We start from the raw sequence: 25,911 nt of genomic DNA, 5'->3' as shown, positions 1-25,911 counted from the left end.
TTTAAATACCCCCCTTTTGGGGGGCCCCGGGGCCGCGTGGCGGGGGGCCCCCTCCCCCCCCCCCGGCGTTTGTGTTTTTGCCCGGGGGGGCGGGGGGGGGGCCCGGAGCGCGCCGGAACGTTTCTGCTGGCTCTGCGCCGCTCCTCCTCCCACCACCCCCTTCTACTTTCCATGCCCCCACGTGATTGGTGGGAGGAGGAGAGCGCGGGGGTCAGGTGGGCGGGGCTCGGGGGCTGCCCGGGGTCTGCTCGGGATGGGCGTGGGGTGCGGGGCCGTGCCCGTGAGCGCCGCCGGTCCCGGCGTGCGCGCCGGGGCGGCGGGCCGCATGGGCGGGCCGGGGGTGGACGGCGACGCCGAGGGTGGCCGGGGAGTCGCCCGTCACCGCGATGTCCCCTTCCCGGTCGGTGCGCAGCACGGTGGCGCCGAGTGCGCGCAGGTGGTCGACCGTCCTCGGGGACGGGTGACCGTACGGGTTGCCCTCGCCGCAGGAGACGAGGGCCAGCCGGGGCCGCAGGGCACCCGCCAAGTCCCAGTCCTGGTGGGCCGATCCGTGATGCGCCACCTTCACGACATCGGCCTTCCCCATCCGGCCCAGCAGTGCCGACTGGGCCTGCGGTTCGAGATCGCCGAGCAGTGCCATCCGTAGTCCTCCTGTCAGTGCCACCATCAAGGCGACGCTTGCGTTGTTCGGGCCCGGCGCCTCGACCGCCGAGCCGGGGACGGGCCACACCACGTCCCAGGCCAACCCGGCGCCGGCCGACCGCCGTTCACCTCGACCGGCTCTCAGCAGCGGGAGGCCCGCGCCTGCCGCCCAGCCCGCCACCCGGGCGGCCTCGCCCGGTGGATCGTCCAGGGTGGTGCCCTCGACCGCGCCGATCCTGCGGCCCCGCAGTACCCCCGGCACGCCCTCGACGTGGTCGGCGTGGAAGTGCGTCAGCAGCAGTAAGGGAATCGTCGTGATGCCGAGGTCGCGCAGGCATCTGTCCGCGGCGTTCGGATCCGGCCCGGCGTCGATCACCACCGCGCTGTCCGGCGCCCCCGCCGCCAGGGCCAGCATGTCTCCCTGTCCGACGTCGCACATCACCAGCCGCCACCCCGGTGGCGGCCAGCCGGTGGCGATCCGGGTGAGCTGCGGCGGGCGGAGCAGCACGGCCAGCAGGACCGCCGTCAGCGCCCCCGTCACCAGGGCCCGCGCCCAGCGCCGCCGCCCGTACGCCGGCAGCGGGCTGCCGGGCTGCGCCCGTCGGGGCAGCAGGAGCGGCGCCGCCCAGCAGCCGGCCAGGACGGCCAGCGCGACCGTCGCCGTCCCGAACCACCCTCCCGGCCAGTCCAGTTGGCCGCCCGGAAGCTCGGCACCCCGGCGTGCCACGAAGGAGAGCCAGCCGGCCGGCACTCCGGCCGGTTCCGCGAGCAGACGGGCCAGGTCCGGAAGGAGCGGCTGCAGGGCGAGCACCCCGAAGCCGAGCAGCGTCGCCGGGGCCACCGCCGGCTCGGCCAGCAGGTTGCAGGGGATGCCGACCAGGCTGATGTGCCCGGACAGCACCACCGTCACCGGCGCGCACAGGGCCTGGGCGGCCGCCGTGGCCGCGACCGCGCCTGCCAGGTGGTACGGCCAGCGACGGGCCCGCAGGGCCTCGGCCCAGTGCGGTCCGAGGACGAGCAGCCCGGCGGTGGCGAGCACCGACAGCAGGAAGCCGAACGAGCGTGCCAGGAACGGGTCCAGCAGGACCAGCACCAGGACCGCTCCGGCGAGCGCGGGCACCGCCTTGCGGGGACGGCCGGCGGCCAGGGCCAGCACGCCGATCAGCCCCGTCCCGGCGGCCCGCAGCACGCTGGGCTCGGGCCGGCAGACGGTGACGAAGGCCAGGGTCAGCGCGGTGCCGAGCAGCGCACCGGTGCGCAGTGACAGCCCCAGCAGCGCGGCCAGCCCGTGCCGTTCCGGGGTGCCGGCCTGCCCGGGCGCGCCCAGCAGCGCACCGAGGACGATCGCCAGGTTGGCCCCGCTGACCGCCACCAGGTGGACCAGGTCGGTGGCCCGGAAGGCGTCGTCGAGGTCGTCGGGCAGCCGCGAGGTGTCGCCGACCACCAGCCCCGGGAGCAGCCCGCGCGCGTCCGCCGGAAGTCCGTCGGTGGCCGTGCGCAGGCCTTCGCGCAGCCGGCCAGCGATCCGCTGGGGCAGGCTCGGCGGCGCCAGCTGCCGGGGCTGCCCGTGGACGACCAGCAGCGCGGCCGACTCGGTGTCATGTCCCTCCCCCGCCGGCCGCACCTCGGCCTCCGCCGCCAGCCGCTGGGACGGGAGCAGCCGCTGCCAGGGCTCGATCCGCGCCCCTCGGACCATGACAGTCACCGGCGTCCGCGTGCGGGTGCTCCGCCCGTCCGGGAGCGTGGTGACGCGATCGGCCACCGCCTCGACGGTGAGGAGCGTCTGCCCGGCGGCGGGGCCGCCCCGGGAGGTGTGGGCCTTCGGGTCCCCCGTGATCGTCAGCTCCACCTCCACCACCGGGGACGGCGTTCCCGGCTCGGCGGCCACGGACGCGCGGGCGAGCTCCGGCAGCGGCCCCCGGTGGAGGTCGGAGGTGTGCAGCGGGGTGGCGATCGCGGCCGCCGCGCCGGTGAGCAGGACGGCGGCCAGCGTCGCCGAGGACCCGCGCCGGCGCAGGACCCCCGGCCGGGTGAGCAGCAGGACGGCCGCGAGCACGGCCAGACCGGCCGCGGTGAGGGCGAGGGCCTCGTACCCCGGTTCCAGGCCAAGGAGCGCCGCCGTGACCGTCCAGGCCGAGACGGCGGGCAGCAGCAGCCGGAAGTCGGCGCCCGCGGAGCGGGGCGCAGCGGCCGGACCGGCCGGCGTGGTGACGGCGGACATGGCGGTACCTCCCTTCGGTGGCCGGGAAAGCGGGCGGGGTCGACGGCAGTGGCGGCGTCAGAGGGTGAGGAGCGGGCGGAGTTCCGCGTACGTGCGGGCGCCGATGCCGCTGACTTGCCGGAGTTGGTCGAGGGAGCGGAAGGAGCCGTGCGAGGTGCGGTAGGCGAGGATGCGCTGGGCGAGGGTGGGGCCGACGCCGGGAAGGGTGTCGAGCTGTTCGAGCGTGGCGCGGTTGAGGCTGACGGGTGGTCGGGGCGCGGCGGGGCCCGGAGGTCCGCTCCCGCTGCTGACGACGGCCGGGGCGGGGGCGGACCCCGGTTCGCCGACCAGGATCTGCTCACCGTCCGTCAGGACGCGGGCGAGGTTGAGGCTCCTGGTGTCCGTCTCCGGCAGCGGCCCGCCTGCCGCCCGCAGGGCGTCGGCCACCCGGGAGCCGACGGGCAGGGTGTGCAGGCCGGGGAGGTGGACCCGCCCGCCGATGTCCACCACGACCTCCGTCCCCGCACCGGTGGCAGGCCCGGCCCTGGGGTCGACGGCGGAGGCGTCGGCGGGAGCGGGCGGCTCGGCCCCCGCCGGTGCCGCGACGGCCGCCGACGCGGGCACGGCGACCGTCTGCGGCCGGGCCAGCCAGAAGTGCTGTACGGCGTAGCCGACCGCGAACAGCAGCAGGATGGCCAGCCCGGCCACCGCGCGCCGGTCGAGCGCCAACGCCGAGCCGAGCGGGGGGAACGAGGCGAACGAGGGGACTCGCGGACGTGCCCCGGCCTCCGGTGGATCCACAGCATCACCCGGATCCACAGCATCACCCGGATCCGGTGCGGCAACCGGATCCGGCGCGGCAACCGCGTCCGGCGTTGCCGGCACCGCCGTCGGCACCGCCGCCTGCGACGGCAACGACGGGCCGCCGGCAGCCGCCGCCCGGCCCCTTGTCGGCGATGCGGCCGACCCCGGGAAGCCCCCGCCGACGCCGCCCTCCGGCTCGTCACCCGCCGGCTCGCCACCCGCCGGCAGCAGCGCGGCCATCCGCAGCCGTACCGTCTCGTTGATCGCATGGCGCTTCGCCGCGCCCAGGCCCATGGTCGTCATGCCGAGGACGGTAGGAGTCCTTCGGCGAGCGCGCGGAAATCGGCCAAACCCTGTGGACAACCCGGGGGTTGTGGATAAAAAGTGTCACTCGCAGGAGTGAGCAGGACTGTCCGAAATTGACCAGCCGGCCGGGCAGCCAGCCGGACCGCCCCACACCGGCAACCACCCGCACCACTCAGCGCGGCGCGACCACCACCGCCAGCAGCCCCGGCCCGACGTGCGCGCCGATCACCGCCCCCACCTCGCCCACGTACAGCTCCCGCAGCCCCGGCACCCGGGCCCGCAGCCGCTCCGCGAGCGGTTCGGCCCGGTCCTCGGCCGCCAGGTGGTGCACGGTGATGTCGACTTCCTGCTCTCCCGACCGCTCGACCGCGATCTCCTCCAGCCGCGCGATCGCCCGCGACGCCGTCCGCACCTTCTCCAGCGGCTCGATCCGCCCGCCGTCCAGGTGCAGCAGCGGCTTGACCGCCAGGGCCGAGCCGAGCAGCGCGCGCGCCGCCCCGATCCGGCCGCCGCGCCGCAGGTGCTCCAGGGTGTCGACGTAGAAGAACCCGCTGGTCCGGGCCGCCCGCCGCTCGGCCGCCTCGGCCGCCTCCGCCAGGCCCTGCCCGGCCGCGATGGCCTCGGCCGCCGACAGCACCCCGTACCCGAGCGCCATCCCGACCAGCCGGCTGTCCACCACCCGCACCGGTACGGGCGCCTCGGCGGCGGCCAGCCGGGCGGCCTCGACGGTGCCGGACAGTTCGCCGGAGATGTGCACCGAGACGATCCCCTTCGCCCCGGCCTCGGCGGCCGCCCGGTACGTGGCGGCGAAGGTCTCCGGGTTCGGCCGGGAGGTGGTCACCCGCTGTTTGCCGCGCAGCGCCTCGGCGACGTCCTTCGGGGAGATCTCGACGCCCTCGCTCAGGACCGAGTCACCGACCGCGACGCTCAGCGGGACCACCGTGATCCCGTGCCGGTCGAGGGTCTCCTGCGGCAGATAGGCCGTGGAATCGGTGACAAGCGCGAGGTCGGAGGGCATGAGCCGGAGGTTACTCCCCGCCGGTCCGGGAGGACAGCGCCCGGTCCGGGCACCGGCCGAAGGCCTCGCGCCGCCCCGCCGGCTCAGCCCGCCGAGGGCCCCGTCGAGGGTCCGGCCGAGGGCTTGCGCAGCCGCTGCGCCAGCTTGGCCAGCGGATCGGCGAGCCCGAGCAGCTCCTCGGCACTCGCGCGCCCCTTCCCGTCGGTCAGCCGGGCCCGAGCCGTACTTCCGGCCGCGCCGCCGGAACCGGCGGAACCCGAACCACCCGAAGCACCCGAAGCACCCGAAGCCTTGACGGAGGAAGCACCCCCCGCGGTGTCCCAGTGCCGCAGCGCCCCCGCCTCGCTCTCGCACTCCTGGCTCAGCCGGCTCAGCTCGTCGTCCGCGAACCGCTGCATCCGGTCCTGCGCCGCCCAGCGCATGGTCTCCGCCGAGTGCGTGATCCGCTCGGCCCGCTCGCGCAGCTCGGGCAGCTTGGCGGCGATCCGCACGGTCTCCGGCTCGCGCTCCAGCATCCGCAGCTCGCCGTCGAGCTCGGCGGCGTGCTCGTCGAGCCGCTTCAGCAGGGCGAGCGACTCGCCGAGCTGGCCGTCCTGCGTGAGGCCGCTCTCCAGCACCTGCCGGGTGCCGTCGAGCGAGGTCCGCAGGCGGAGCCGGACGGAGGCGATCTGTGCGGACGGGCCGACCTTGGTGTACGTCTTCGCCTTGAGGGTGGCGGTCTCCACGGCCCGGCGGGCGTTGGCCTCGTGCTTCTCGATCTTCGCGCCGACGGCCTTGGCGGCCTTGACCGTGCCGACCACGGCCAGCACCATCACCGCGACCCCGAAGAGCAGGACCAGGCCGATCATCACGCCGAACACGTCCATCGCGCGCCACCTTCCGCCGTCGTTCCGGCCCCCACCGGGCCCAACGCGGGCCGCAATTGCCGAGGGTTCCACGGTAGCCGCCGGAAGCCGTCCGGGGGCAGCCCGAGCGGCCCCCGCGGACGGAGATCAGGGTCAGATCCGGGATCTCCCCGAGGGTCCCGACCGCCCCGGAAACCCCGCGAGAATCCTCCGGCCCCTCCGCGAACCGCCAGGCGGAAACCGCCGGCTCCTCCGCAAAACGCCGGGCGGGCGCCCCGAAGGACGCCCGCCCGACCGCTCCGCGCCCGCTGCCTCGACAGCCGCGCACAGCGGCGCTCGATCCAGCTCAGTCGCACTCGATCAAGCACAGCGGCGCTCGATCCAGCTCAGTCGCACTCGATCAAGCACAGCGGCGCTCGATCCAGCTCAGTCGCACTCGATCAAGCACAGCGGCGCTCGATCCAGCTCAGCCGCACTCAGCCGGTGACGATGTTCACCAGCTTCGGCGCCCGCGCGATCACCTTCCGCACCTCGGCCCCGCCGATCGCCGCGACGACCGCCGGCTCCGCCAGCGCCAGCGCCTCCAGCTCGGCGTCCGAGATGCCCGGCGCGACCTCCAGCCGCGCCTTGACCTTGCCCTTGATCTGGACCACGCAGGTCACCGTCTCGTCCACCACGTACGCCGGGTCGGCGACCGGGTAGTCGGTGTGCGCCAGCGAGTCGCCGTGGCCCAGTCGGCGCCACAGCTCCTCGGCGATGTGCGGGGCCAGCGGGGCGACCATCAGCACCAGCTGCTCGGCCACCGCCCGCGGCGTGGAGCCACGCTTGACCAGGTAGTTGTTCAGCTCGATGGCCTTGGCGACGGCCGTGTTGAAGCGCAGCCCGGCCATGTCGCCGCGAATGCCGTCGATCGCCTTGTGCAGGGCGCGCAGCGTCGCCTCGTCGGGCGCGTCGTCGGTGACGACCAGCTCGCCGGTGGTCTCCGAGACGACGTTGCGCCACAGGCGCTGCAGGAAGCGGTACGAGCCGACGACGGCGCGGGTGTCCCACGGGCGGGAGACGTCCAGCGGGCCCATCGACATCTCGTACAGGCGCAGCGTGTCGGCCCCGTACTCGTCGGCGATGTCGTCCGGCGCGACGGCGTTCTTCAGGGACTTGCCCATCTTCCCGGCCTCGCGCTTGACCGGCTCGCCCTGCCAGAAGTACTGGCCGTCGCGCTCCTCGATCTCGGCGGCGGGCACCGGGAAGCCGCGCTCGTCGCGGTAGACGTCGGCGGTGATCATGCCCTGGTTGAACAGCTTGTGGAACGGCTCGACGGACGAGACGTGGCCCAGGTCGTGCAGCACCTTGTGCCAGAAGCGCGCGTACAGCAGGTGCAGCACGGCGTGCTCGGCGCCGCCGACGTACAGGTCGGCGCCACCGGCCGGCTTGGTCTCCGTCGGGCCCAGCCAGTACTTCTCGTTGGCCGGGTCGACGACCGCCGAGGAGTTCGACGGGTCGACGTAGCGCAGCTCGTACCAGCAGGAACCGGCCCAGTTGGGCATGGTGTTGGTCTCGCGGCGGTACTTCCGGACGCCGTCGCCCAGGTCCAGTTCGACGTTGACCCAGGCCTCGTTGCGCGACAGCGGGGTCTCCGGCGAGGAGGCGGCGTCGTACGCGTCGTAGGTGCGCGGCGAGTAGTCGTCGACCTCGGGGACCTCGACCGGCAGCATCGACTCGGGCAGCGCGTGCATGACGCCGTCCTCGTCGTAGACGATCGGGAAGGGCTCGCCCCAGTACCGCTGGCGGCTGAACAGCCAGTCGCGCAGGCGGTAGTTGACGGTGCCCTCGCCGATGCCGCGCTCGGCCAGCCAGGCGGTGACGGCGGCCTTGGCGTCGACGACGCTCAGCCCGTTCAGCGACAGGTCGCCTTCGGAGCGGGCGGAGTTGACGATGACGGAGTCGTAGGTGTCGAACGCGTCGTCCCACTCGGCGGGGTCGGAGCCGCGCCCGTCGGTCGGCTCGACGACGCAGCGCATCGGCAGCGCGAAGGCGCGGGCGAAGGCGAAGTCGCGGTGGTCGTGGGCGGGGACGGCCATGATGGCGCCGGTGCCGTAGCCCATCAGCACGTAGTCGGCGATGAACACCGGTACGGACTCGCCGCTGACCGGGTTGACGGCGTAGGCGCCGGTGAAGACGCCGGTCTTGACCTTGGCCTCGACCTGGCGCTCGACGTCCGACTTGGCGGCGGCCGTGGCGCGGTAGGCGGCGACGGCCTCGGCGGGGGTGGCGGCGCCGCCGGTCCACTCGGCGGGCACGCCCTCGGGCCAGGCGGCGGGGACGATCGAGTCGACCAGGCCGTGCTCGGGGGCCAGCACCATGTAGGTGGCGCCGAACAGGGTGTCGGGCCGGGTGGTGAAGACGGTGATCTTCCCGCCGTCGACGGCGAAGTCGACCCGGGCGCCCTCGGAGCGCCCGATCCAGTTGCGCTGCTGCAGCTTGATGGCCTCGGGCCAGTCCAGCAGGTCCAGGTCCTCGATCAGCCGGTCCGAGTACGCGGTGATGCGCATCATCCACTGGCGCAGGTTGGACTTGAACACCGGGAAGTTGCCGCGCTCGGAGCGGCCGTCCGCGGTGACCTCCTCGTTGGCCAGCACGGTGCCCAGGCCCGGGCACCAGTTGACCGGCACCTCCTTGGCGTAGGCCAGGCGGTACTCGCTCAGCACCTCGTCGCGCTCGGCGACGGACAGCTCGGCCCAGGCGCGCCCGCCCGGCAGCTCGCGCGCGCCGGACTCGAACCGGGCGACCAGCTCGGCGATCGGACGGGCCTTGCGGGCGTCCGCGTCGTACCAGGAGTTGAAGATCTGCAGGAAGATCCACTGGGTCCAGCGGTAGTACTCCGGGTCGATCGTGGAGATCGAGCGGCGCGGGTCGTGGCCCAGGCCCAGCCGGCGCAGCTGCTGGCGCATGTTGGCGATGTTGGCCTCGGTGGAGACCCGCGGGTGGGTGCCGGTCTGCACGGCGTACTGCTCGGCGGGCAGGCCGAAGGCGTCGTAGCCCAGCGTGTGCAGCACGTTGTGGCCGGTCATCCGCTGGTAGCGGGCGAAGACGTCGGTGGCGATGTAGCCCAGCGGGTGGCCGACGTGCAGGCCCGCGCCCGAGGGGTACGGGAACATGTCCATGATGAAGCTGTGCGGCTTCGCGGTGACGTCGCCGGCCGCCGGGTCCGCCAGCGCACCGGTGGGGTTGGGGGCGTGGAAGGTGCCCTCCTTCTCCCAGATGTCCTGCCAGCGGGACTCGATCTCGGCCGCCAGCGCGGCGCTGTACCGGAACGGCTCGGTCACGGTCTCGGCCGCGCCGGACGCAGGGGTCGTCTCGCTCATGGTCCTTCAAGCTCCATCGATGTCGGTTGGCGAACCGCACAGGCGGCCGGCCCGTGTACCCGGCCCGGGACGGGGTCGGGGGCGGAAAACAAAAAATCCCCTCGCAGGAGGGGACGCCACGCCGACTCCGGCACCGCCCGAGGGCTCAGCCGGTCCTGGTCAGCGCGGCCGGCTAAGGAGCAGGCGCACGGTTCGCATGGGCTCAGGGTACCGCAAGCGGGTCGGCGGGCTGCGGGGTGCACATGCCTGCGTGCGGCCCCGCACGCAGGCATGCGGGGCCGCACGGGACGGGACGGCGCGCGGGGCCGTGCGGGACCGGCGCGCAAGGCCGTACGGGACGGGGCCGGAGGGCGGATCCAGGCCCGGACCGCACCGGACCACACCGGGCCGAAAAGCCGCAGAGCCGAAGAGCCGAAGAGCCGCAGGACCCTACCGCGCCGCCGCCCGCCCCGCCGCGTCGAACCCCCGCAGCGCCTTCGCCAGCCGCTCGGACTGCATCCCCGCCGCGAGCGAGCGCGCCAGCGCGGCGGTGCGGGCCGCCTCCCGCTGGTCGCCGAGCCTGCGGTGGGCCTCGGCGAGGCGCACCATGAGCAGCGCCTTGGAGCGGGCCCGTCCCGGCCCGAGCCCGGCCACGGCCTCGGCGAGCAGCACCTTCGCCATCCGGTACCCGCCGAGCGCCAGCCGTCCCTCCCCCACCATCCCGGCGACGCCGGCCCGGGTCTCCTCGGCGCCGGGCAGGCCGTCGAGTTCGGCGAAGGCCCGGGCGGCGGCGGCCTCGGCCAGCTCGGCCTCGCCCCGGCGGCCGTACGCGCGGGCGAGCCGGCCGTACTGGCGGGCCCGGGCGGTGGGGCCGAGCGCGGCTCCGTGGGTGTCCAGGGCGGTCGCGAGCGCGGAGACGGCGTCCAGTCCGCGCCCGCCGGGGCCCTGGGTGGCGAGGACGACCAGCGCGCCGAGCACCGCGACCCCGAGCCGGGGGTCGCCGCCGACGTGGGCGGCGCGCAGCGCGGCGACGAAGGCGCGCTGGGCGGCCGCGTCGTGGCCGAGGTCGTACGCGGCCCAGCCGGCCAGCCGGGCGAGTCTGCTGGCCGTGCCGTACAGCTCGCGGCCGAGCCGTTCGTCGTACGCGCCGAGTTCCAGCAGCTTGGCCAGCATGGCGAGTTCGGCCCGGACGGGGCCGAGGACGAGGCCGCCGCCGCAGGCCCGTTCGAGCTTCTGCTTGCTGCGGTAGGACAGGCCGAGCTCGCCGACCAGCCCGGGTTCGACGCGCAGCGCGCCCTCGCCGCCGCCGACGGGCGGTGGCGGGGAGTCGAGGCGGGCGGCGGCCTGGTCGAGGTCGGCGCTGCGGAACAGGTCGGTGAGGCGGACCGGTCCGGCGTCGGTGGCGGCCTCGCGCAGCGCGGTCTGGGCGGTGTCGGCGGTCCACGGGTCGGTGAGCAGCCGGGGCGAGAGGATCTTGGCGCCGCGGTGGCCGCCCATCCGGCCCCAGAGCTGCTCGTAGGTGACGGCGATGCCGAGGGTCCGGCTGAGCACCTCGCAGACCGCCTGGTCGTGCGGGCTGCGCGGCACCATGCCGCGGTCGCGCCACTTGTACGGGGCGGTGGAGCTGATGGCGAGGCCCGGTGGCAGGGCGAGGCTCACCTCGCGGGCGAGCCGTTCCGGACTCCAGCCGAGCTGGTGGAGTATCCGGGCCAGTTCCTCGTTCCGCCTTCGCTCCAGATCGGCCATGGCACGACGGTAGCGGGATTCCGGCCGCCGCGACCGGTGGCGCGGGCAGAACGGCGAAGAGCCGCCTCCCGTTTCCGGGAGGCGGCTCTCGACTGCTGTGGAGCTATGGGGAATTGAACCCCAGACCTCTTGCATGCCATGCAAGCGCTCTACCAACTGAGCTATAGCCCCTTGACCTGCGATGTCACCGTGGTTCCCGGTTGTTTCCGGCCGTTTCCCTCGGCGACATCGACTACTTTACACGGTCCTGGGCGTGCTCCTGAAATCCGTTTCCCGAGGTCCGCACCACGCGCCCCGGGAGCCCCGTCCGCGGAGCCCGGGGATCCTCCTGTCCGCGCCCCGGGCGTGCGCCTCCCGCCCGGGGCGCACGCCAACCGCACACGCGCCCCGCTGACGTGCCGACCACCGACCTCCACCCGCCGCCCGCACCCGACCTCCACCCGCCGACCGCCGACCTCCACCCCCGCCCCCGCCCCCGCTACCGCGCCGCCCGCCGGCCGCGCACCGCGAAGCCCGCGGCCACCAGCACCGCCGCGGCGTCGACCAGCAGCGTGGTCCGCAACGCCGCCCCCGACTCGGCGGCCGGCGCCGGCAGGTCGACCTGGCCGAGGAACACCGAGCCCAGCACCGCGACGCCGATCACCTGGCCGAGCTGGATGACCGTCACCAGCACCCCGCTGGCGTCGGCCGCGTCCTCGGGCGCCACCCCCGCGAGCGCCCGGGCGACCAGCGGCGCGTACGCGCAGCCGGCGGCCAGGCCGAGCACGGCCATCTCCACCAGCGGCCCGGCGCCGATCTCCGCCCCGCCGCCGAGCAGCAGCCCGAGCAGCAGGTAGCCGCCGCCGAGCAGCACCCCGGCGAGCGCCGGCAGGATCCGGTGCAGCCGGCCGGGCAGCCGGTGCCAGTGCATGCTGGACACGCCGAAGCCGACGGCGACGGGCGCCGAGCAGAGCCCGGCCTTCAGGGCGGTGTGGCCGAGCCCGGCCTGCTGGTGCAGGGCGAAGGCGAACATGAAGCCCGCGAAGGCCGCCATGATCGCGAACAGTCCGGCGGCCGCGGGGCGCAGCCCCGGCGCGCCCAGCACCCGCCCGGAGATCAGCGGCTGTCCGCCGCGCCGGGCGATCCTGCGCTCGACGGCCACGAACAGGCCGAACAGCAGCACACCGGCCGCGATCATCGCCCAGCCCCAGACGGGCCAGCCCAGCTCGTGGCCGAGGACGAGCGGGACCACCAGCAGGCCGAGGGACGCACCGAGCACCACCAGGCCGGGGAGGTCGAAGCCCCGGGTGGCGTCGCCGGGCAGCCGGGGCAGCAGCCGGGCGCCGGCCGCGAGCAGCACCACGCCGATCGGCACGTTGACCAGGAACACCGGCCGCCAGCCGCTGCCGAACAGGTCGGCGCTGACCAGGACGCCGCCGAGCACCTGGCCGAGCGCCATGCCGCCGGCCAGCACCGCCGCGTAGAGGCCGAGCGCCCGGACCCGGGCGGCGCCGGTGAAGGTGCGCTGCACCAGGCTCATCACCTGGGGCACCATCAGGGCCGAGCCGGCCCCCTGGAGCAGCCGGAAGGCGATCAGCCAGCCGGTGGCCGGGGCGAGGCCGCAGGCCAGCGAGGCGGCGGTGAAGGCGGCCAGGCCGAGCTGGAAGAGCCGGCTGTAGCCGTACCGGGCACCGAGCCGGGCGCCGGTGATGAGCAGGACGGCGTAGGCGATGGTGTAGCCGGCGATGACCAGCTGGAGGGCGGCTCCGGAGGCGCCCAGGTCGGTTCTGATGGTGGGGACCGCGACGTTGACGATGGAGACGTCGAGCACGGACATGAACTGCCCGCACAGGACGAGTGCGAGGAGCAGCCCTGGCCGTACCGCCGGGGCGCCGGTGGTGTCCGCGGCCGCGCGGGGCCGGGTCTGAAGGTCCGTCATGGCAGCCAGCCTGGCCCCGTACCGGTACTGGTGGTTAGAGCCTGCCGATCCTGGTACCGGCAGCACCTGTATCGGCGGCCCGGGCTGCGGCACCATGGGGCCATGACCGTCCTGGAGGAACTGCCCGCCGCGGCCGGCGGGCGCGATCGCCGCCGTACCGAACTGGCCCGCTTCCTGAAGGCCTGCCGGGCGCGGGTCACCCCCGAGGACGTGGGGCTGCCGCCGGGGCTGCGCCGCCGCACTCCGGGGCTGCGGCGCGAGGAGGTCGCGCAGCTCGCCGGGGTCGGGGTCACCTGGTACACGTGGCTCGAACAGGGCAGGCCGATCAACGCGAGCGAGCAGGTGCTGCTGGCGGTGGCCCGGGCGCTGCGGCTGGACGGCACCGAGCACGACCACCTGTTCCGGCTGGCCGGGGTGTCCGCCTCGGCGCGGGCGCTGCCGTCGGTGCCGGAGCTGTCGCCGTCGATCCAGGTGATCCTGGACTCGCTGGCCCCGCTGCCGGCGGCGGTCTCCAACACCCGGTTCGACGTGCTGGGCTTCAACGGCCCGTACCGCGCGATGTTCGGCACCGACCGGATGCGCCCGTCGTGCGGAGTGGTGTTCAACAGCCTCTGGTGCATGCTGACCGCCCCGCCGTGCTGCAACCCGTGCGAGAACCGGGAGGAGACCCTGCCGCGGATGGTGGCGGTGCTGCGCTCGGCGTACGGCAAGCACGTGGGCGAGCCGGCCTGGGAGGCGCACGTGCAGCGGATGTCGGCGCGCAGCGAGCTGTTCCGGGAGCTGTGGGACCGCCAGGAGGTCGCGCCGCCGGAGCCCTGGCTGCGGGTGTTCCGCCACCCGGCGGTCGGGGTGCTGCGGCTGAACGCCACCTATCTGACGATGCCGGGCGTGCCCGAGTGCTACATCGTGGTGTACCTGCCGGCCGGCCCGGAGGACCGGGAGCGGGTGGAGCGGCTCGACTCGCTGCCGCCGGGCGGCTGGAGCCACACCTGCGAAGCCTGAGGCCGGCCGGGCCCGGAACGCCGGAAGGCCGCCACCCCTTGGGTGACGGCCTTCCGAACTGCTGTGGAGCTATGGGGAATTGAACCCCAGACCTCTTGCATGCCATGCAAGCGCTCTACCAACTGAGCTATAGCCCCGCGACACGGACGACCCTGGCTGACCACGACCGCCGATGCGGAGTGGAGCTATGGGGAATTGAACCCCAGACCTCTTGCATGCCATGCAAGCGCTCTACCAACTGAGCTATAGCCCCGCACTCACCGGATCTCCCGCTTCCCTTCCGGGCCGCGTTCCTTCCCTGCGAACGAGGAAGACTCTAGCTGGTCAGGGCCGGAACTGCGAAATCCGCTCCCTCCGGACCCCGGCCGAGGGCCCCGAGAGGCCCCCGGCCCCCGGTGCCGCCCGCACCGGTACCGCTCAGGTGTCGTCGCCGATGACCGGCTGCGGGAGCGTGCCCGCGTTGTGCTCCAGCAGGCGCCAGCCGCGCGTGCCCAGGCCGAGCACCGACCAGCAGCAGTTGGACAGTCCGCCGAAGCGCTCCCACCGGGAGGGCTCCAGGTCGAGCAGCCGCCCGAGCATGGTGCGGATCGTCCCGCCGTGGCTGACCACGACCAGCGTGCCGTTCTCCGGGAGCTTGCCGACGGCCTCCAGGACCACCGGCACCGAGCGGTCGGCGACCTCGGTGGCCAGCTCGCCGCCGCCCCCGCGCCGCACCGGCTCGCCGGCCGCCCAGGCCTCGTACTCCTCCGGGAAGCGCTCGCGGATCTCGGCGTTGGTCAGGCCCTGCCAGGAGCCCGCGAAGGTCTCCCGCAGGCCCTCGTGGTGCTGCACGTCCAGCCCGGTGACCGCGGCCAGCTCCGCGGCGGTGCGCCGGGCCCGCTCGAGGTCCGAGGAGATCAGCAGGTCGGGACGGAGCCCGGAGAGCAGCCGGGCCGCCCGCTGGGCCTGCAGGACGCCCTGGCCGGTCAGCTCGATGTCCGTGGTGCCCTGGAAACGCGATTCGAGGTTCCAGGAGGTCTGGCCGTGCCGCCAGAAGACGATGCGCGGGCCGCGCGCGCCGCGGCTCAGTGCAGATCCTCGGGCTTGCCGAAGTCGTCGGCGGGCGCGACGGCGTTGCCGGCCTCGTCGATGTGGGCGTCCGGGCGGTTGCGCGAGGCCACGGCGTCCTCGGGCAGCGGCAGCTCGGGGCAGTCCTTCCAGAGGCGGTCCAGCGAGTAGAAGGAGCGCTCCTCGGAGTGCTGGACGTGCACGACGATGTCCAGGTAGTCGAGCAGGATCCAGCGGCCCTCGCGCTCGCCCTCGCGGCGCACCGGCTTGATGTCCAGCTGCTCGCGCAGCTGGTCCTCGATCTCCTCGGCGATCGAGCGGACCTGGCGGTCGTTGTTCGCGGAGGCGATCAGGAAGGCGTCGGTGATCGACAGCACCTCACTGACGTCGAAGGCGATGATGTTGTGCGCGAGCTTGTCGGCCGCCGCCTGCGCGGCGACGGTGATGAGCTGCTGGCTGTGGTCGGTGACGGTCACGGTGTTCTTCCGGCTCGGCGGCTTGGGGTGCCCCGGCGCAGGGCCGGGGTCGCCTTCCAGGATCTCACGCCGCCCGGGCGGGCCCGGAACCGTTTTCCGGGCCCGCCCGGGCCACCGCACCTCGACACCCGGGCCGCAGGGGCCCGGGCCGCCGCCCTACTGGTTCTTCGGCGGCTGGTAGTCCTTGCCGAGCACGACCAGCAGGTCCGCGTTCTGGGCGTCGCCGGTCACCTTCTTCACCGCCGTGTCCGGCAGCCCGAGGCTGGTCGCCAGCGACTTCGCCGCGCCCTGCCGGGCGTCGTCGGTGTAGCGGATCTCACTGCCCGGCTGCGGGGCCGCCTTGGCGCCGCCCGGGATGAAGGTCAGGCCGGAGTTGACGATCTGGACCTGCGCGGCGGCCGCCGCCGCGTCGTTGCCGGTGGCGTCCTGGAGCGCGACCCGGACCGGGGCGTCGCCGACGGCCGCGGACTTCACGGTGCCGCCCAGCACGTCCTTGACCTGCTTGCCCGCGGTCGCCTCGTCCAGGCTGCCGTCCGGCTTGACGGTCAGCGCGGTGGTGCCGAAGTGGCCGTCCTTCGCCTGCTGGGCGAGCTGGACGAGCACGCCGGCGAGGGCGTCCTCGGGCAGCGAGGGGTCGAGCACCGCGTTCATCCGGTGCACGTCGTCCTTGGCGTCCTTGAACTCGGTCGGCATGGTGCGCACCACCGCGTCCAGGACCTGCCCGAACCGGGCCAGCTGGGCGTCCCGGTTCTCGCCGGGCGCCTGCCAGGTCGCGTACGCGACCGCGGCCTTCCCGCTGAGCATGGTGTTCTTCCCGGCCGCGGACAGCAGCTTGCCGTCCGGCTTGCCGCCCTCGTGGGTCTCGGCGTTGGTGTCCACCCGGACGCCGCCGAGCTGGGAGACCAGCAGTTCCAGGTACGGGGTGTCCAGCCGCCAGGTGCCGGCCACCGGGGCGCCCAGCACGGTGGACAGGCCCTCGCGGGTCGCCGAGGCGCCGATGCCGTCCATGGACTGGCCGACCGTGCTGACCGGCGGGTCCCCCGGGCCGGGCAGCCGCAGGTTGTCGGGCAGCAGCAGTACCGTGCCCTTCTTCCCGGAGGCGTCGTTGACCAGCAGCGCGCTGGACACCTTGCCCTGGAGGTCGCGCAGGTGGACGACATTGACCTGGCGCCCGCCGGCGGCGGTGGCCGCGGTCGGCTTGTCGCCGGTCAGGAAGAGGTAGCCGCCGACGCCGCCGGCCGCGAGCGCCACCACCACGCCGAGGCCGATCAGCCGGTTGCGCAGCTTGCGGCGGCGCTCGGCGCGCACCTCGCTGCGGGACTCGGCGAACTTCAGCCAGTCGATGACGTCCTCGGTCTCCTCCGCCTCCTCGTCGACGAAGGTGAACTCGCCCGTGGTGTAACTGTCCTTGGGCGCCTTGCTCCCGGCCTTGCCCGCCTTTCCGGCCTTCCCGGCCCGCGCCCCGGCGACCTGCTCGGACGGCGGCACGGCCTTGGCCGGCACCGCCTCCTCGGCGGGCCGGGGCACCCGCGGACGCGGCGGCGCGACGGCGGGTGCCGCTGCGACCGCTGCGGCCGCTGCGGCGGCGGACGGTGCGGCGGCCTCGGCCTGCGACGGCGGCACCGGCGACGGCGCCTGCGGCTCGGCGGCGACCGGGGCGGCGGCCTGGTACGGCTGCTGCTGGTAGCCCTGGTAGCCCTGCTGCTGGTAGCCGTACGGGTCCTGCCCGTACACCGGCTGCCCGTACTGGTCGTACTGCTGCTCGTACTGCTGCTGCTCGTACGACTGCGGCTGCTGCGGCTGCTGCGGGAACTGCCCGCTCTGTCCGCCCTGCTGGTACCCGTCGTACCCCTGGTAGCCCTGCTGCTGGTAGCCGTACGGGTCCTGCCCGTACACCGGCTGCCCGTACTGGTCGTACTGCTGGTCGTACTGTTGCTGCTCGTACGACTGCGGCTGCTGCGGCTGCGGCTGCGGCTGCTGTGGTTGCTGCTGCTGCGGGTTCTGGTAGCCCTGGTACGGCTGCTGGTACTGCCCGGTGGACCAGTCCTCCGGCCGCCGGCCGTCGCTGCGATCAGTCATGCACCGCTCCTGGATCAGTCCCCGCGCGGCGCGTACAGCGCCCGCTTGTCGATGTAGCGGACCACGCCGTCCGGGACGAGGTACCAGACGGGCTCACCCTTGGCGACCCGGTTGCGGCAGTCCGTGGAGGAGATGGCCAGCGCCGGGACCTCCACCAGGGAGACCCCGCCCACCGGAAGCCCGGCGTCCGACAGAGTGTGCCCCGGGCGGGTGCATCCGATGAAGTGGGCCAGCGAGAAGAGCTCGTCGGAGTCGCGCCAGGAGAGGATCTGGGCGAGCGCGTCGGCGCCGGTGATGAAGAAGAGGTCGGCGTCCGGGTGCAGGGCGTGCAGGTCGCGCAGGGTGTCGACGGTGTACGTCGGGCCCTCGCGGTCGATGTCGATCCGGCTGACCGAGAACTGCGGGTTCTCGGCGGTGGCGATGACCGTCATCAGGTAGCGGTCCTCGGCCGGGGTGACGTGGCGGTCGCTCTTCTGCCACGGCTGCCCGGTCGGCACGAAGATCACTTCGTCCAGGTGGAACGCGCTCGCGACCTCACTGGCGGCGACGAGGTGGCCGTGGTGGATCGGGTCGAAGGTGCCGCCCATCACGCCGAGGCGCTTCTTCACCGGTTCCGGTCCGCCGGGATTCCCGGCCTGCTCTCCCATGCCGCCACACCTTACGCGACACCCGTTACGGTGCGGGAACGGCCGGGTGGGGGTTCTCCGCAGATGCGTGAGGGAGCGGCCGGCCGGTGGCCGGACGCTCCCCGAGCGGTCCGCGCGGCCGGCTCAGCGGTCCCGGTTGAAGCGGGTGGTGATGAAGAGCAGGACCAGCAGGATGAACAGCGCGGCGCCACCGGTCAGGGCCGGGTTCAGGCTGTCGTGGTTGCCCCCCTCGCCCTCGGCGAGAAGGTTCAGAACGGGGAGTGCGGCAGCAGTGCTCATGGTCGGCGGGACCTTCTCGGCTCGGGGAACGGACCTGGGGGTGGTTCCGGGCCGGTGAGGGCCCACCCGTCATCGTACGGGGGGTTACACGGCAACCGCTCGGCGGCCCACCGCCGCTGACCGGGCGTGAGCACGAGCCGGGGGCGAGGGCCGGGAACGGGCCGCGAGCCGGCCGGGAACGGGCCCGGTGACAGGCCCGGGAGGGCCTAGTTGTTCTTGAAGGCGCGGGCCATGATCCAGACCAGCAGGCCGATGCCCACGAAGGACGCGACCACGATGATCCGCAGGAACAGGCCCGGGCCGGTCTCGTCGGAGATGGGCGCGGCCAGGCTGACAAGCGTGTCGGTGGACATCTGCGGGGGCTCCTCGAACTGCTCGGTACCGCGGCCGGGTCCGGTCTCGGTCGTCCAGGACTCAGGTTAAACCGGCCTCACACCGACGCCGCCCACCGGCCCCGGTGACGCGCCCGCCGCCCCCGGGACGCTCCGCGCGTACGCTGCCCCCCGGGGACGAGTACGCAACCGCGCGCGTTGCACAGACAGTCGTTGCAGGCGAAGACCAACGGGGGGCGGGCCAGCGGGCCGCGGCCGCCGTCGACCAGGAGGTACTCAGACCATGACCGACACGACCGTGAAGGCCCCGAGCCGCCGCCGCGAACGCTTCCCCGGAATCTCCACCCGGGCGTGGGAGCACCCGGCGGACCGCTCGGCCCTGGTCGCGCTGCGCAAGCTCACCGGCTTCGACGACATCCTGAAGAAGCTCGCCGGCCTGGTCTCCGAGCGGGCGATCCGGCTGATGTTCCTGGCCACCGCCGTGAAGACCTCCGAGCGCCAGTTCCCGGAGCTGCACGACATGGTGCGGGACGCCGCCTACGTGCTCGACCTGGAGCAGGTCCCCGACCTGTACGTCTCCCAGGACCCGACGGTCAACGCCTACTGCATCGGCATCGACACCCCGGTCATCGTGGTCACCAGCGGCCTGGTCGAGCTGCTCGACGAGGAGGAGCTGCGCTCCGTCATCGGCCACGAGGTCGGCCACGCGATGTCCGGCCACGCCGTCTACCGGACGATGCTGATGATCCTCACCAACATCGCCACCCGGATCGCCTGGGTGCCGCTGGGCAACCTGGCGATCACCGCGATCATCACCGCGCTCAAGGAGTGGTTCCGCAAGGCGGAGCTGTCCAGCGACCGGGCCGGCCTGCTCGCCGGACAGGACCTCCAGGCGTCCATGCGGGCCCTGATGAAGCTGGCCGGCGGTCACAACCTGGCCGAGATGAACGTCGACGCCTTCCTGGAGCAGGCCGAGGAGTACGAGAAGGCCGGCGATCTGCGCGACGGCGTGCTCAAGGTGCTCCAGCTGCTGCCGCAGACCCACCCCTTCGCGGTGGTGCGGGTCGCCCAGCTGAAGAAGTGGGCGGAGAGCGACGACTACCGCTCGATCGTGGCCGGCGCCTACCCGCGCCGCGCGGACGACCCGGACGCCTCGGTCTCCGAGCAGTGGAAGGCCGCCGCCGACCACTACACCACCTCGGTCAAGGAGAGCAAGGACCCGCTGATGGGCCTGCTCCGGGACGTCGCCGGCGGCGCGGCGACCGTCGGCGGCAAGCTCCGCGACACCTTCACCGGCGCCGCCGGCCGCAACGGTTCCTCGGGCAACGGCTCCGCGGGCAACGGCTCCGCAGGATCGGGTTCAGCGGGATCGGGTTCAGCGGGCTCGGGTTCCGCGGACCGCGACGGCAGCTGACCCCGGGGCCGCGACGACCGTCGGCCCACCACGACCGCGACGGCGGCCGGTGTCCCGTCCGGGGCACCGGCCGCCTCGCCGTTCCACGGCCGCCGGGGCGCGCCTCAGCCCCCCGCCAGCACCGCGCACACCTGCCAGCCCGGCCGGGCGTGGTTGCCGGGGTCGACCGGCGTCGGCGGCGCGACCGCCGTGCCCTGCGCGGTGGCCAGCACCGGCTGCAGGAAGCCCGCCATCGAGGTGTCGCAGGGCTCCGGACCGGCCTGCACCACCGAGTCCACCAGCCGCAGCTGCGCCGAGGCCAGGTCGACCCGGTCGAACTCGAAGGTCAGCTGCCGCCGCACGGTCTCCAGGGTGACCGGCGCTCCGGCCGGGGCCCCGGCCGGCTTCAGCGCGTAGACGAAGGTGTGGTCGGTGGTGATCTGCAGGGTCCCGCCGTCCGCCTCGTCGATCCGCATCGCGCCGGCCACCTTCACGGTGTTCGAGGCCAGCGCGACCTGCGCCGGGTCGAAGCGGACCATCCAGCCGGTCACCGCGTGGTGCCGGTCGTCCACCGGCTGCGCCACGCTCGCGTCGAACTCCGCCTGCTCACCGGGCGTGACGAAGGCCCGCACGTCGGCGGTGGCGCCCTGGACCAGCGCGGCCGGGGCCAGCGAGGAGGCGACCAGGTAGCGCTGGACGGTGTCGAGCGCTTTGGTCACCTCGACCCGGCTGAAGTGCTCGGTGGCGGCCCCGGTCGGGGTGTTCAGCCCGATCGTGCCGTCCCCGTACCCGGGCTGCAGCGCGGTGAACGGGTCCGCCGGGTCGGCGACCGGGCGGACGGCCGACGCCGGGCTCAACGCGACCAGGCTGACGGTCAGTTGACTGCCCTCGGGCCGCACCGCGGTCCCCCTCGGCGAGCTCACGCCGAAGTACACCGCGGTCCCGAAGGCGAGCAGGATGAGCAGCAGCAGGATGAGCGCCTGGCGCGGGACGGTGCCCAGCGGGCCGAGCCGCACCCGCGGCCGGGTGGCCTTGCCGAAGGAGCCGGCCAGCCGCTCCCGGGCGGACAGTTCCTGGATGCGGGCAGCCCGAACGAACGATTCGTCGAACACGACGGACCGGAATTCGTCCTCGTTGCCGGAACCGCCCTCGGGCGTACCCTCCGGAGGCTCTCTCGGGTCACCCACACCACCAGGGTAGGCCGACACCGGCGCCGCCACGAGGGTGCGGGCGCACATTCCCGGGAACGCTCAGTGACCACCGCCCCCGGGCGTGCGCCCGCGCCCGGAGGCGACCGCGTCGGCCCGCCCCGGCCCGCCCTAGCCCGCCGGCGCCGTGACCACCAGCGGGGGGTCTGCCGGGGCCTGCCCCGGATCGACCCCGGCGCTGCTGGTGCCGGACTCGGGGCGCCGGGGCGCTCCCGCGGAACCGCCCACGCCCTGGTAGATCGCCGCGACCGCGATCGCCACCAGGCCCACGCCCATGATCACAGCGAGCACCCAGGCCACCGGCCGGTGCCACCGCTGCTGGGCCACGTACCGCCCGCGGGAGCGCACCGGGTCGTAGCCGCGTCGCCACCGCCGCCGGACCCGGCGGTCGGCCGCCCGGTCCGGCCCCGACCAGGGATCGGGGTAGAGGTGGTCCGCGTCGAGCCCGCTCGGGTACGGGCGCAGTTCCAGCGGCAGTCCGTCCCCCGCAGGGACGTCACAGCCCCAGCCCGGGCCCGCGGCGTCCGACTCGAACCGGGCCTCGGCGGCGGCGAGTTGCCGCTCCTTGGCGGTCGGCTCGTGCACGGCGGCGGACCGGACGAAGGCCTCATCGAAGACCACGGTGGCGAACTCGTCGTCCGCACCACCGTGGTCGGCGCCGTCGGGGTACGGGAAGCCCCCCACATCCTCAGCCACGGATTCAGCGTATTACCGGCCGGGCGATTTGTCTGTGGCTCCCGGCAGTTGGTCCGTCACACGTGTGACGGACGCCCCTCACCCGGCGTTCAGCGGCCGTGCGCGTCCCCGCCCACGGTCTGCGTCGCCTCGCCCCGCACGTGCCCGTCACCAGTGACGATGTACTTGGTGCTGGTCAGCTCGGGCAGGCCCATCGGGCCGCGGGCGTGCAGCTTCTGGGTGGAGATGCCGATCTCCGCGCCGAAGCCGAACTCACCGCCGTCGGTGAAGCGGGTCGAGGCGTTGACGGCCACCGTGGTGGAGTCGACCAACCGGGTGAACCGGCGGGCGGCGGCCTGCGAGGTGGTGACGATCGCCTCGGTGTGGCCGGAGGACCAGCGGCGGATGTGCTCGACGGCGGCGTCCAGCGAGGGCACCACCGCGGCGGCCAGGTCCAGCGAGAGGTACTCGGCGCCCCAGTCCTCGTCGGTGGCCGGCACCACGGTGGCCGGGCCGCCCTCGGCGGCCTTCAGCACCGCCTCGTCACCGTGCACCGTCACCCCGGCGTCGGCGAGCGCCGCCAGCGCGAGCGGCAGGAAGGCGTCCGCGACGTCCTGGTGGACCAGCAGCGTCTCGGCCGCGTTGCAGACACTGACCCGCTGCGCCTTGGAGTTCAGCAGGATGCCGACGGCCATCGCCAGGTCCGTCTCGGCGTCCACGTAGACGTGGCAGTTGCCGGTGCCGGTCTCGATCACCGGGACGGTGGAGCCCTCGACCACGGTGCGGATCAGCGAGGCGCCGCCGCGCGGGATCAGCACGTCCACGTGGCCGCGGGCGCGCATCAGCTCCCGCACCGAGTCCCGGCTCTCCCCCGGCACCAGCTGGACCGCGTCGGCGGGCAGCCCGGCCGCGGCGACGGCGTCGCGCACCACGGCGACCAGCGCGGTGTTGGAGCGGTAGGCGGAGGCGGAGCCGCGCAGCAGCACCGCGTTGCCGGACTTGAGGCAGAGCGCGGCGGCGTCCGCGGTGACGTTCGGGCGGGCCTCGTAGATGATGCCGACCACGCCGAGCGGCACCCGGACCTGCCGCACGTCCAGGCCGTTGGGCAGGGTGTAGCCGCGCACCACCTCGCCGACCGGGTCGGGCAGGCCGGCCACGTCGCGCACGTCGGAGGCGATCGCGGCGATCCGCTCCTCGGTCAGGGTCAGCCGGTCGATCACCGACTCGGCCGTGCCGGCCGCCCGGGCCCGCTCCACGTCCTCGGCGTTGGCCGCGACGATCTCGGCGCCGCGGGCCACCAGGGCGTCCGCGACCGCCAGCAGCGCGGCGTCCTTCGCGCCGCGCGGCAGCGGGGCGAGCGCGGCGGCGGCCTCCCGGGCTCGGCGCGCTACGGCGAGGACGGGGCTGTCGGCGGTGGCGAGGTCGCTGGTCATGCCGCCAAGGGTAGCGACTGCACCCGCCCCGCCCGGGCGGTATTTCGCCCGGTGAGACGCCGCTCCGCCGGTCCCGGTCCGACGATCCCCGGTCCGGCGGGGCCGCCCGGCCGCCGGGGGCGGCTCAGTACGGGGCGCCTCAGTACGGGTGCACGCCGCCCAGGTGCGGCGGCGGGTCGCCGAAGCCCTCCGCCACCCGTTTGTGGTACGTCGCCCGGTCGACCACCTCCAGCCCGACGATCTCCCAGGGCGGCAGGTTCGCGGTGACCTTGTGCTCGCCCCACAGCCGCAGCGCGATGGCCGCCGCGTCGTGGAGGTCCCGGGCCTGCTCCCAGTAGCGGATCTCCGCGTGGTCGGCCGCGTAGCGGGCGGTCAGGAAGAACGAGTGGTCGTGCGCCAGCTGCTCCAGTGAGGCGCGCAGCGAGGGCAGCGGGGTGACCTGCCCGGCCACGCTCAGCACGACGTGCCACAGCCGCGCCTGCTCGGGCACGGTGGGCGGCTGGGCCGCCCGGTCGCGTTCGGGCCGCATCCTGCGCACCCCGCCGGGCCTCTGCGGCGGCGGACCGGCCGGCTCGGCGGGGCCGTCCCCGCGCCCGCCGTCGATGCTGGTCAGCCGCCGGCCCGCCGTCCCTGCGGTCAGCGCTGCCTCGCGCCTGCGTTCCACCGGCGGCCTCCTGTTCGGCGATGTCCTGTCGTCCCCACCGGCCCCGTCGGCCCTCGGCCGACCGGTACGGCTGCGCCCCTCCTCGCCCGTGGCCGGGCCGCTCCCGGTACGGAGCGGCCCGCCGTGCGCGCTGCGCCGATCGGCCGGGCGGCCGGTGCCGGCCCGCCGGGCCGGTCAGCCGCGCAGAACGACCAGGTCGTCGCGGTGGACGACCTCGCGCTCGTACGCGGCGCCGAACTCCTGGGCCAGGTCGCGGGTGGACCGGCCGAGCAGGCGGGGCAACTCCCTCGCATCAAAGTTGACCAGTCCGCGAGCCACGATGTGGCCGTTTTCGGCAAGAAGGTCCACCGGATCACCCGCGGCGAACTCCCCGTCGACCTTGGTGACCCCGGCCGGCAGCAGCGAGGCGCCGCCGGAGACGACCGCCCGGACGGCACCCTCGTCCAGGTGCAGCGCCCCGCGCGGGCTGCTCGCGTGGGCCAGCCAGAGCATCCGGTCGGAGGTCCGGCTTCCGGTGCGCAGGAAGAGCGTGCCGGTGGGCCGGCCGGCCAGCGCGTCGGCGGCCTGGCTGGCGGCGGTGAGCACCACCGGGATTCCGGCGCCGGTGGCGATCCGGGCCGCCTCGACCTTGGTGACCATGCCGCCGGTGCCGACCCCGGCCTTGCCGGCGCTGCCGATCTCGATGCCGTCGAGGTCCTGCGGGCCGCGCACCTCGGCGATCCGGCTGGTGCCGGGGCGGGACGGGTCGCCGTCGTACAGGCCGTCCACGTCGGAGAGCAGCACCAGCAGGTCGGCGCGGACCAGGTGGGCGACCAGGGCGGCGAGCCGGTCGTTGTCGCCGAACTTGATTTCGGCGGTGGCGACGGTGTCGTTCTCGTTGACGATCGGCATGGCGCCCATCGCCAGCAGCTGGTCCAGGGTGCGGTAGGCGTTGCGGTAGTGGGCGCGCCGGCTGGCGTCCTCGGCGGTGAGCAGCACCTGGCCGACCCTGATCCCGTACCGGGCGAAGGAGGCGGTGTAGCGGGCGACCAGCAGGCCCTGGCCGACGCTGGCGGCGGCCTGCTGGCGGGCCAGGTCCTTGGGCCGCCGGTCCAGACCGAGCGGGGCCAGGCCGGCGGCGATCGCGCCGGAGGAGACGAGCACGACCTCCGGTGCCCCCGGGCGGCCGCGCAGCTTGGCGAGCGCGTCCACCAGGGCGTCGACGCGGTCGGCGTCCAGGCCGCCGGCCGCCGTGGTCAGGGAGGAGGAGCCGACCTTGACGACGATCCGCCGCGCGGTCAGCACCTCGTCCCGCAGAGAGTCCTCGCTCATCTCGCTGTACGCCCTTCCGGTGTGGTGCGGGTACGGCGGGGCCCGGGCCCGGCCGTCACCCCCGCAATCTACGCGATCGGCGCAGGTCACCCGCCGGGTGTTTCACCGGCTGGACCCGGCCTGGTCACGGGCCCGCCACAGCCCGTCCGGCAATCCGGATGACTGGTATGGTCCCTGACCGCAAGCCAGATCGGGGGACGGCTTCTTGCCCGCTGGACCCATGTCGTCATCGACCCTTCCTGTCACGACGGGCGGCGCCGCACTGGGCAAAGGCCGGCAACGGTCGCGGCCGTGCGCCCAGGAGAAATGCGCACCATGCGTTCGTACACCACCAAGCTGACCTTCGCCGCGCTCGCGGCGGCCACCGCCCTGTCGCTCGCGGCCTGCGGGCCGGACAACGCCGACCCGGCCGCCCCGGCGGGCGGCTCGACCGGTGCCGCTCCGGCGCCGACCAGCGGCGCTCCGGGCGCCGCCACCGGGGGTGCCGCCACCGGGGGCACCCCGACCGGCGGCGCGGCCGGCGGTTCGACCGCGGCCCCGTCGGG

The 25,911-nt window shown here is 74.5% G+C and carries 20 protein-coding genes, 3 tRNA genes and 1 pseudogene; 3 read left to right on the top strand and 21 right to left on the bottom strand.

Features of this window, described 5'->3' with window-relative positions; genetic code table 11:
- Nucleotides 1–211 precede the first annotated feature (211 nt).
- From ACFVVA_RS40635 to ACFVVA_RS40600, 8 genes are all read right to left on the bottom strand, one after another.
- Nucleotides 212–2,863 carry a ComEC/Rec2 family competence protein gene (locus ACFVVA_RS40635; RefSeq protein WP_387695715.1) on the bottom strand — a complete coding sequence of 884 codons (2,652 nt, stop codon included), beginning with the start codon at nucleotides 2,861–2,863 and terminating at the stop codon, nucleotides 212–214.
- Nucleotides 2,864–2,920: 57 nt separating this feature from the next.
- Nucleotides 2,921–3,949, bottom strand: a complete 1,029-nt coding sequence (locus ACFVVA_RS40630; protein WP_387695714.1) for a helix-hairpin-helix domain-containing protein — start codon at nucleotides 3,947–3,949, stop codon at nucleotides 2,921–2,923.
- 175 nt (nucleotides 3,950–4,124) lie between these two features.
- Nucleotides 4,125–4,970: a DegV family protein gene (locus ACFVVA_RS40625; RefSeq protein WP_387695713.1), complete on the bottom strand. Its 846-nt coding sequence runs from the start codon at nucleotides 4,968–4,970 to the stop codon at nucleotides 4,125–4,127.
- Nucleotides 4,971–5,053: 83 nt separating this feature from the next.
- Nucleotides 5,054–5,836 carry a hypothetical protein gene (locus ACFVVA_RS40620; RefSeq protein WP_387695712.1) on the bottom strand — a complete coding sequence of 261 codons (783 nt, stop codon included), beginning with the start codon at nucleotides 5,834–5,836 and terminating at the stop codon, nucleotides 5,054–5,056.
- Nucleotides 5,837–6,291: 455 nt separating this feature from the next.
- Nucleotides 6,292–9,177 (bottom strand): leucine--tRNA ligase, encoded by a 2,886-nt coding sequence (gene leuS, locus ACFVVA_RS40615; RefSeq protein WP_387695711.1) that lies wholly within the window; start codon nucleotides 9,175–9,177, stop codon nucleotides 6,292–6,294.
- Between the two features lie 429 nt (nucleotides 9,178–9,606).
- On the bottom strand, nucleotides 9,607–10,902 hold the full coding sequence (locus tag ACFVVA_RS40610) for a hypothetical protein (RefSeq protein WP_387695709.1): 1,296 nt from the start codon (nucleotides 10,900–10,902) through the stop codon (nucleotides 9,607–9,609).
- A 98-nt stretch (nucleotides 10,903–11,000) separates the two neighbouring features.
- Nucleotides 11,001–11,073: transfer RNA gene (locus ACFVVA_RS40605), tRNA-Ala, on the bottom strand.
- Between the two features lie 307 nt (nucleotides 11,074–11,380).
- Nucleotides 11,381–12,820 (bottom strand): MFS transporter, encoded by a 1,440-nt coding sequence (locus ACFVVA_RS40600; RefSeq protein ID WP_387695708.1) that lies wholly within the window; start codon nucleotides 12,818–12,820, stop codon nucleotides 11,381–11,383.
- A 102-nt stretch (nucleotides 12,821–12,922) separates the two neighbouring features.
- Between ACFVVA_RS40600 and ACFVVA_RS40595 the strand changes: the two genes are divergently transcribed.
- Complete coding sequence (locus ACFVVA_RS40595; protein ID WP_387695707.1) at nucleotides 12,923–13,822, top strand: helix-turn-helix transcriptional regulator; 900 nt, start codon at nucleotides 12,923–12,925, stop codon at nucleotides 13,820–13,822.
- A 64-nt stretch (nucleotides 13,823–13,886) separates the two neighbouring features.
- Here the strand turns inward: ACFVVA_RS40595 and ACFVVA_RS40590 are convergent.
- From ACFVVA_RS40590 to ACFVVA_RS40555, 8 genes are all read right to left on the bottom strand, one after another.
- Nucleotides 13,887–13,959: transfer RNA gene (locus ACFVVA_RS40590), tRNA-Ala, on the bottom strand.
- 43 nt (nucleotides 13,960–14,002) lie between these two features.
- A tRNA-Ala gene (locus tag ACFVVA_RS40585) sits at nucleotides 14,003–14,075 on the bottom strand.
- Nucleotides 14,076–14,239: 164 nt separating this feature from the next.
- Nucleotides 14,240–14,890 carry a histidine phosphatase family protein gene (locus tag ACFVVA_RS40580; RefSeq protein ID WP_387695716.1) on the bottom strand — a complete coding sequence of 217 codons (651 nt, stop codon included), beginning with the start codon at nucleotides 14,888–14,890 and terminating at the stop codon, nucleotides 14,240–14,242.
- Entirely contained in the window at nucleotides 14,887–15,345 is a 459-nt protein-coding gene (gene rsfS, locus ACFVVA_RS40575) for a ribosome silencing factor (RefSeq protein ID WP_387695706.1), read from the bottom strand. Before rsfS ends, ACFVVA_RS40580 begins: the two co-directional genes overlap by 4 nt.
- A 156-nt stretch (nucleotides 15,346–15,501) precedes the next feature.
- Nucleotides 15,502–17,424, bottom strand: coding sequence for an LCP family protein (locus tag ACFVVA_RS40570; protein WP_387695705.1), 1,923 nt, complete (start codon nucleotides 17,422–17,424; stop codon nucleotides 15,502–15,504).
- Between the two features lie 14 nt (nucleotides 17,425–17,438).
- Complete coding sequence (gene nadD / locus ACFVVA_RS40565) at nucleotides 17,439–18,071, bottom strand: nicotinate-nucleotide adenylyltransferase (protein ID WP_049658574.1); 633 nt, start codon at nucleotides 18,069–18,071, stop codon at nucleotides 17,439–17,441.
- A gap of 123 nt (nucleotides 18,072–18,194) precedes the next feature.
- Nucleotides 18,195–18,350, bottom strand: a complete 156-nt coding sequence (locus tag ACFVVA_RS40560; RefSeq protein WP_359910967.1) for a hypothetical protein — start codon at nucleotides 18,348–18,350, stop codon at nucleotides 18,195–18,197.
- Nucleotides 18,351–18,556: 206 nt separating this feature from the next.
- Complete coding sequence (locus tag ACFVVA_RS40555; RefSeq protein ID WP_359910966.1) at nucleotides 18,557–18,703, bottom strand: hypothetical protein; 147 nt, start codon at nucleotides 18,701–18,703, stop codon at nucleotides 18,557–18,559.
- Between the two features lie 262 nt (nucleotides 18,704–18,965).
- Here ACFVVA_RS40555 and ACFVVA_RS40550 point away from each other — a divergent pair, with 262 nt between their 5' ends.
- Nucleotides 18,966–20,096 (top strand): M48 family metallopeptidase, encoded by a 1,131-nt coding sequence (locus ACFVVA_RS40550; protein ID WP_387695704.1) that lies wholly within the window; start codon nucleotides 18,966–18,968, stop codon nucleotides 20,094–20,096.
- Nucleotides 20,097–20,200: 104 nt separating this feature from the next.
- Here the strand turns inward: ACFVVA_RS40550 and ACFVVA_RS40545 are convergent, their stop codons facing one another.
- The 5 genes from ACFVVA_RS40545 to proB all read right to left on the bottom strand — a co-directional run bounded on the left by ACFVVA_RS40545 (nucleotide 20,201) and on the right by proB (nucleotide 25,366).
- Nucleotides 20,201–21,262, bottom strand: coding sequence for a hypothetical protein (locus ACFVVA_RS40545; protein ID WP_380543247.1), 1,062 nt, complete (start codon nucleotides 21,260–21,262; stop codon nucleotides 20,201–20,203).
- 132 nt (nucleotides 21,263–21,394) lie between these two features.
- The gene (locus tag ACFVVA_RS40540) at nucleotides 21,395–21,979 is read right to left on the bottom strand and encodes a hypothetical protein (RefSeq protein ID WP_387695703.1); all 585 of its coding nucleotides are present in this window, start codon (nucleotides 21,977–21,979) and stop codon (nucleotides 21,395–21,397) included.
- A gap of 89 nt (nucleotides 21,980–22,068) precedes the next feature.
- Nucleotides 22,069–23,391 carry a glutamate-5-semialdehyde dehydrogenase gene (locus ACFVVA_RS40535; RefSeq protein ID WP_387695702.1) on the bottom strand — a complete coding sequence of 441 codons (1,323 nt, stop codon included), beginning with the start codon at nucleotides 23,389–23,391 and terminating at the stop codon, nucleotides 22,069–22,071.
- A 139-nt stretch (nucleotides 23,392–23,530) separates the two neighbouring features.
- Complete coding sequence (locus ACFVVA_RS40530) at nucleotides 23,531–24,055, bottom strand: hypothetical protein (RefSeq protein WP_359910956.1); 525 nt, start codon at nucleotides 24,053–24,055, stop codon at nucleotides 23,531–23,533.
- A 174-nt stretch (nucleotides 24,056–24,229) separates the two neighbouring features.
- Nucleotides 24,230–25,366: a glutamate 5-kinase gene (proB, locus tag ACFVVA_RS40525; protein WP_359910954.1), complete on the bottom strand. Its 1,137-nt coding sequence runs from the start codon at nucleotides 25,364–25,366 to the stop codon at nucleotides 24,230–24,232.
- Nucleotides 25,367–25,672: 306 nt separating this feature from the next.
- On the opposite strand from proB, the pseudogene ACFVVA_RS40520 reads away from it, so the two are divergent.
- A pseudogene (locus ACFVVA_RS40520) lies at nucleotides 25,673–25,911 on the top strand (hypothetical protein); the annotation flags it as partial.

This window comes from Kitasatospora sp. NPDC058048, assembly GCF_042885555.1.
GTDB classification, from domain to species: Bacteria; Actinomycetota; Actinomycetes; order Streptomycetales; family Streptomycetaceae; genus Kitasatospora; species Kitasatospora lactacystinica.
This window is presented reverse-complemented; position numbering and strand designations above follow the sequence as displayed.

What these genes read in the sequence shown, in the direction of transcription:
- ACFVVA_RS40600 (WP_387695708.1), bottom strand. Translation starts at nt 12,820, where the DNA reads ATGACGGACCTTCAGACCCGGCCCCGCGCGGCCGCGGACACCACCGGC.
- ACFVVA_RS40535 (WP_387695702.1), bottom strand. Translation starts at nt 23,391, where the DNA reads ATGACCAGCGACCTCGCCACCGCCGACAGCCCCGTCCTCGCCGTAGCG.
- ACFVVA_RS40595 (WP_387695707.1), top strand. Translation starts at nt 12,923, where the DNA reads ATGACCGTCCTGGAGGAACTGCCCGCCGCGGCCGGCGGGCGCGATCGC.
- ACFVVA_RS40570 (WP_387695705.1), bottom strand. Translation starts at nt 17,424, where the DNA reads ATGACTGATCGCAGCGACGGCCGGCGGCCGGAGGACTGGTCCACCGGG.
- ACFVVA_RS40620 (WP_387695712.1), bottom strand. Translation starts at nt 5,836, where the DNA reads ATGGACGTGTTCGGCGTGATGATCGGCCTGGTCCTGCTCTTCGGGGTC.
- ACFVVA_RS40630 (WP_387695714.1), bottom strand. Translation starts at nt 3,949, where the DNA reads ATGACGACCATGGGCCTGGGCGCGGCGAAGCGCCATGCGATCAACGAG.
- nadD (WP_049658574.1), bottom strand. Translation starts at nt 18,071, where the DNA reads ATGGGAGAGCAGGCCGGGAATCCCGGCGGACCGGAACCGGTGAAGAAG.
- proB (WP_359910954.1), bottom strand. Translation starts at nt 25,366, where the DNA reads ATGAGCGAGGACTCTCTGCGGGACGAGGTGCTGACCGCGCGGCGGATC.
- leuS (WP_387695711.1), bottom strand. Translation starts at nt 9,177, where the DNA reads ATGAGCGAGACGACCCCTGCGTCCGGCGCGGCCGAGACCGTGACCGAG.
- ACFVVA_RS40560 (WP_359910967.1), bottom strand. Translation starts at nt 18,350, where the DNA reads ATGAGCACTGCTGCCGCACTCCCCGTTCTGAACCTTCTCGCCGAGGGC.
- ACFVVA_RS40635 (WP_387695715.1), bottom strand. Translation starts at nt 2,863, where the DNA reads ATGTCCGCCGTCACCACGCCGGCCGGTCCGGCCGCTGCGCCCCGCTCC.
- ACFVVA_RS40550 (WP_387695704.1), top strand. Translation starts at nt 18,966, where the DNA reads ATGACCGACACGACCGTGAAGGCCCCGAGCCGCCGCCGCGAACGCTTC.
- ACFVVA_RS40625 (WP_387695713.1), bottom strand. Translation starts at nt 4,970, where the DNA reads ATGCCCTCCGACCTCGCGCTTGTCACCGATTCCACGGCCTATCTGCCG.
- ACFVVA_RS40610 (WP_387695709.1), bottom strand. Translation starts at nt 10,902, where the DNA reads ATGGCCGATCTGGAGCGAAGGCGGAACGAGGAACTGGCCCGGATACTC.
- ACFVVA_RS40555 (WP_359910966.1), bottom strand. Translation starts at nt 18,703, where the DNA reads ATGTCCACCGACACGCTTGTCAGCCTGGCCGCGCCCATCTCCGACGAG.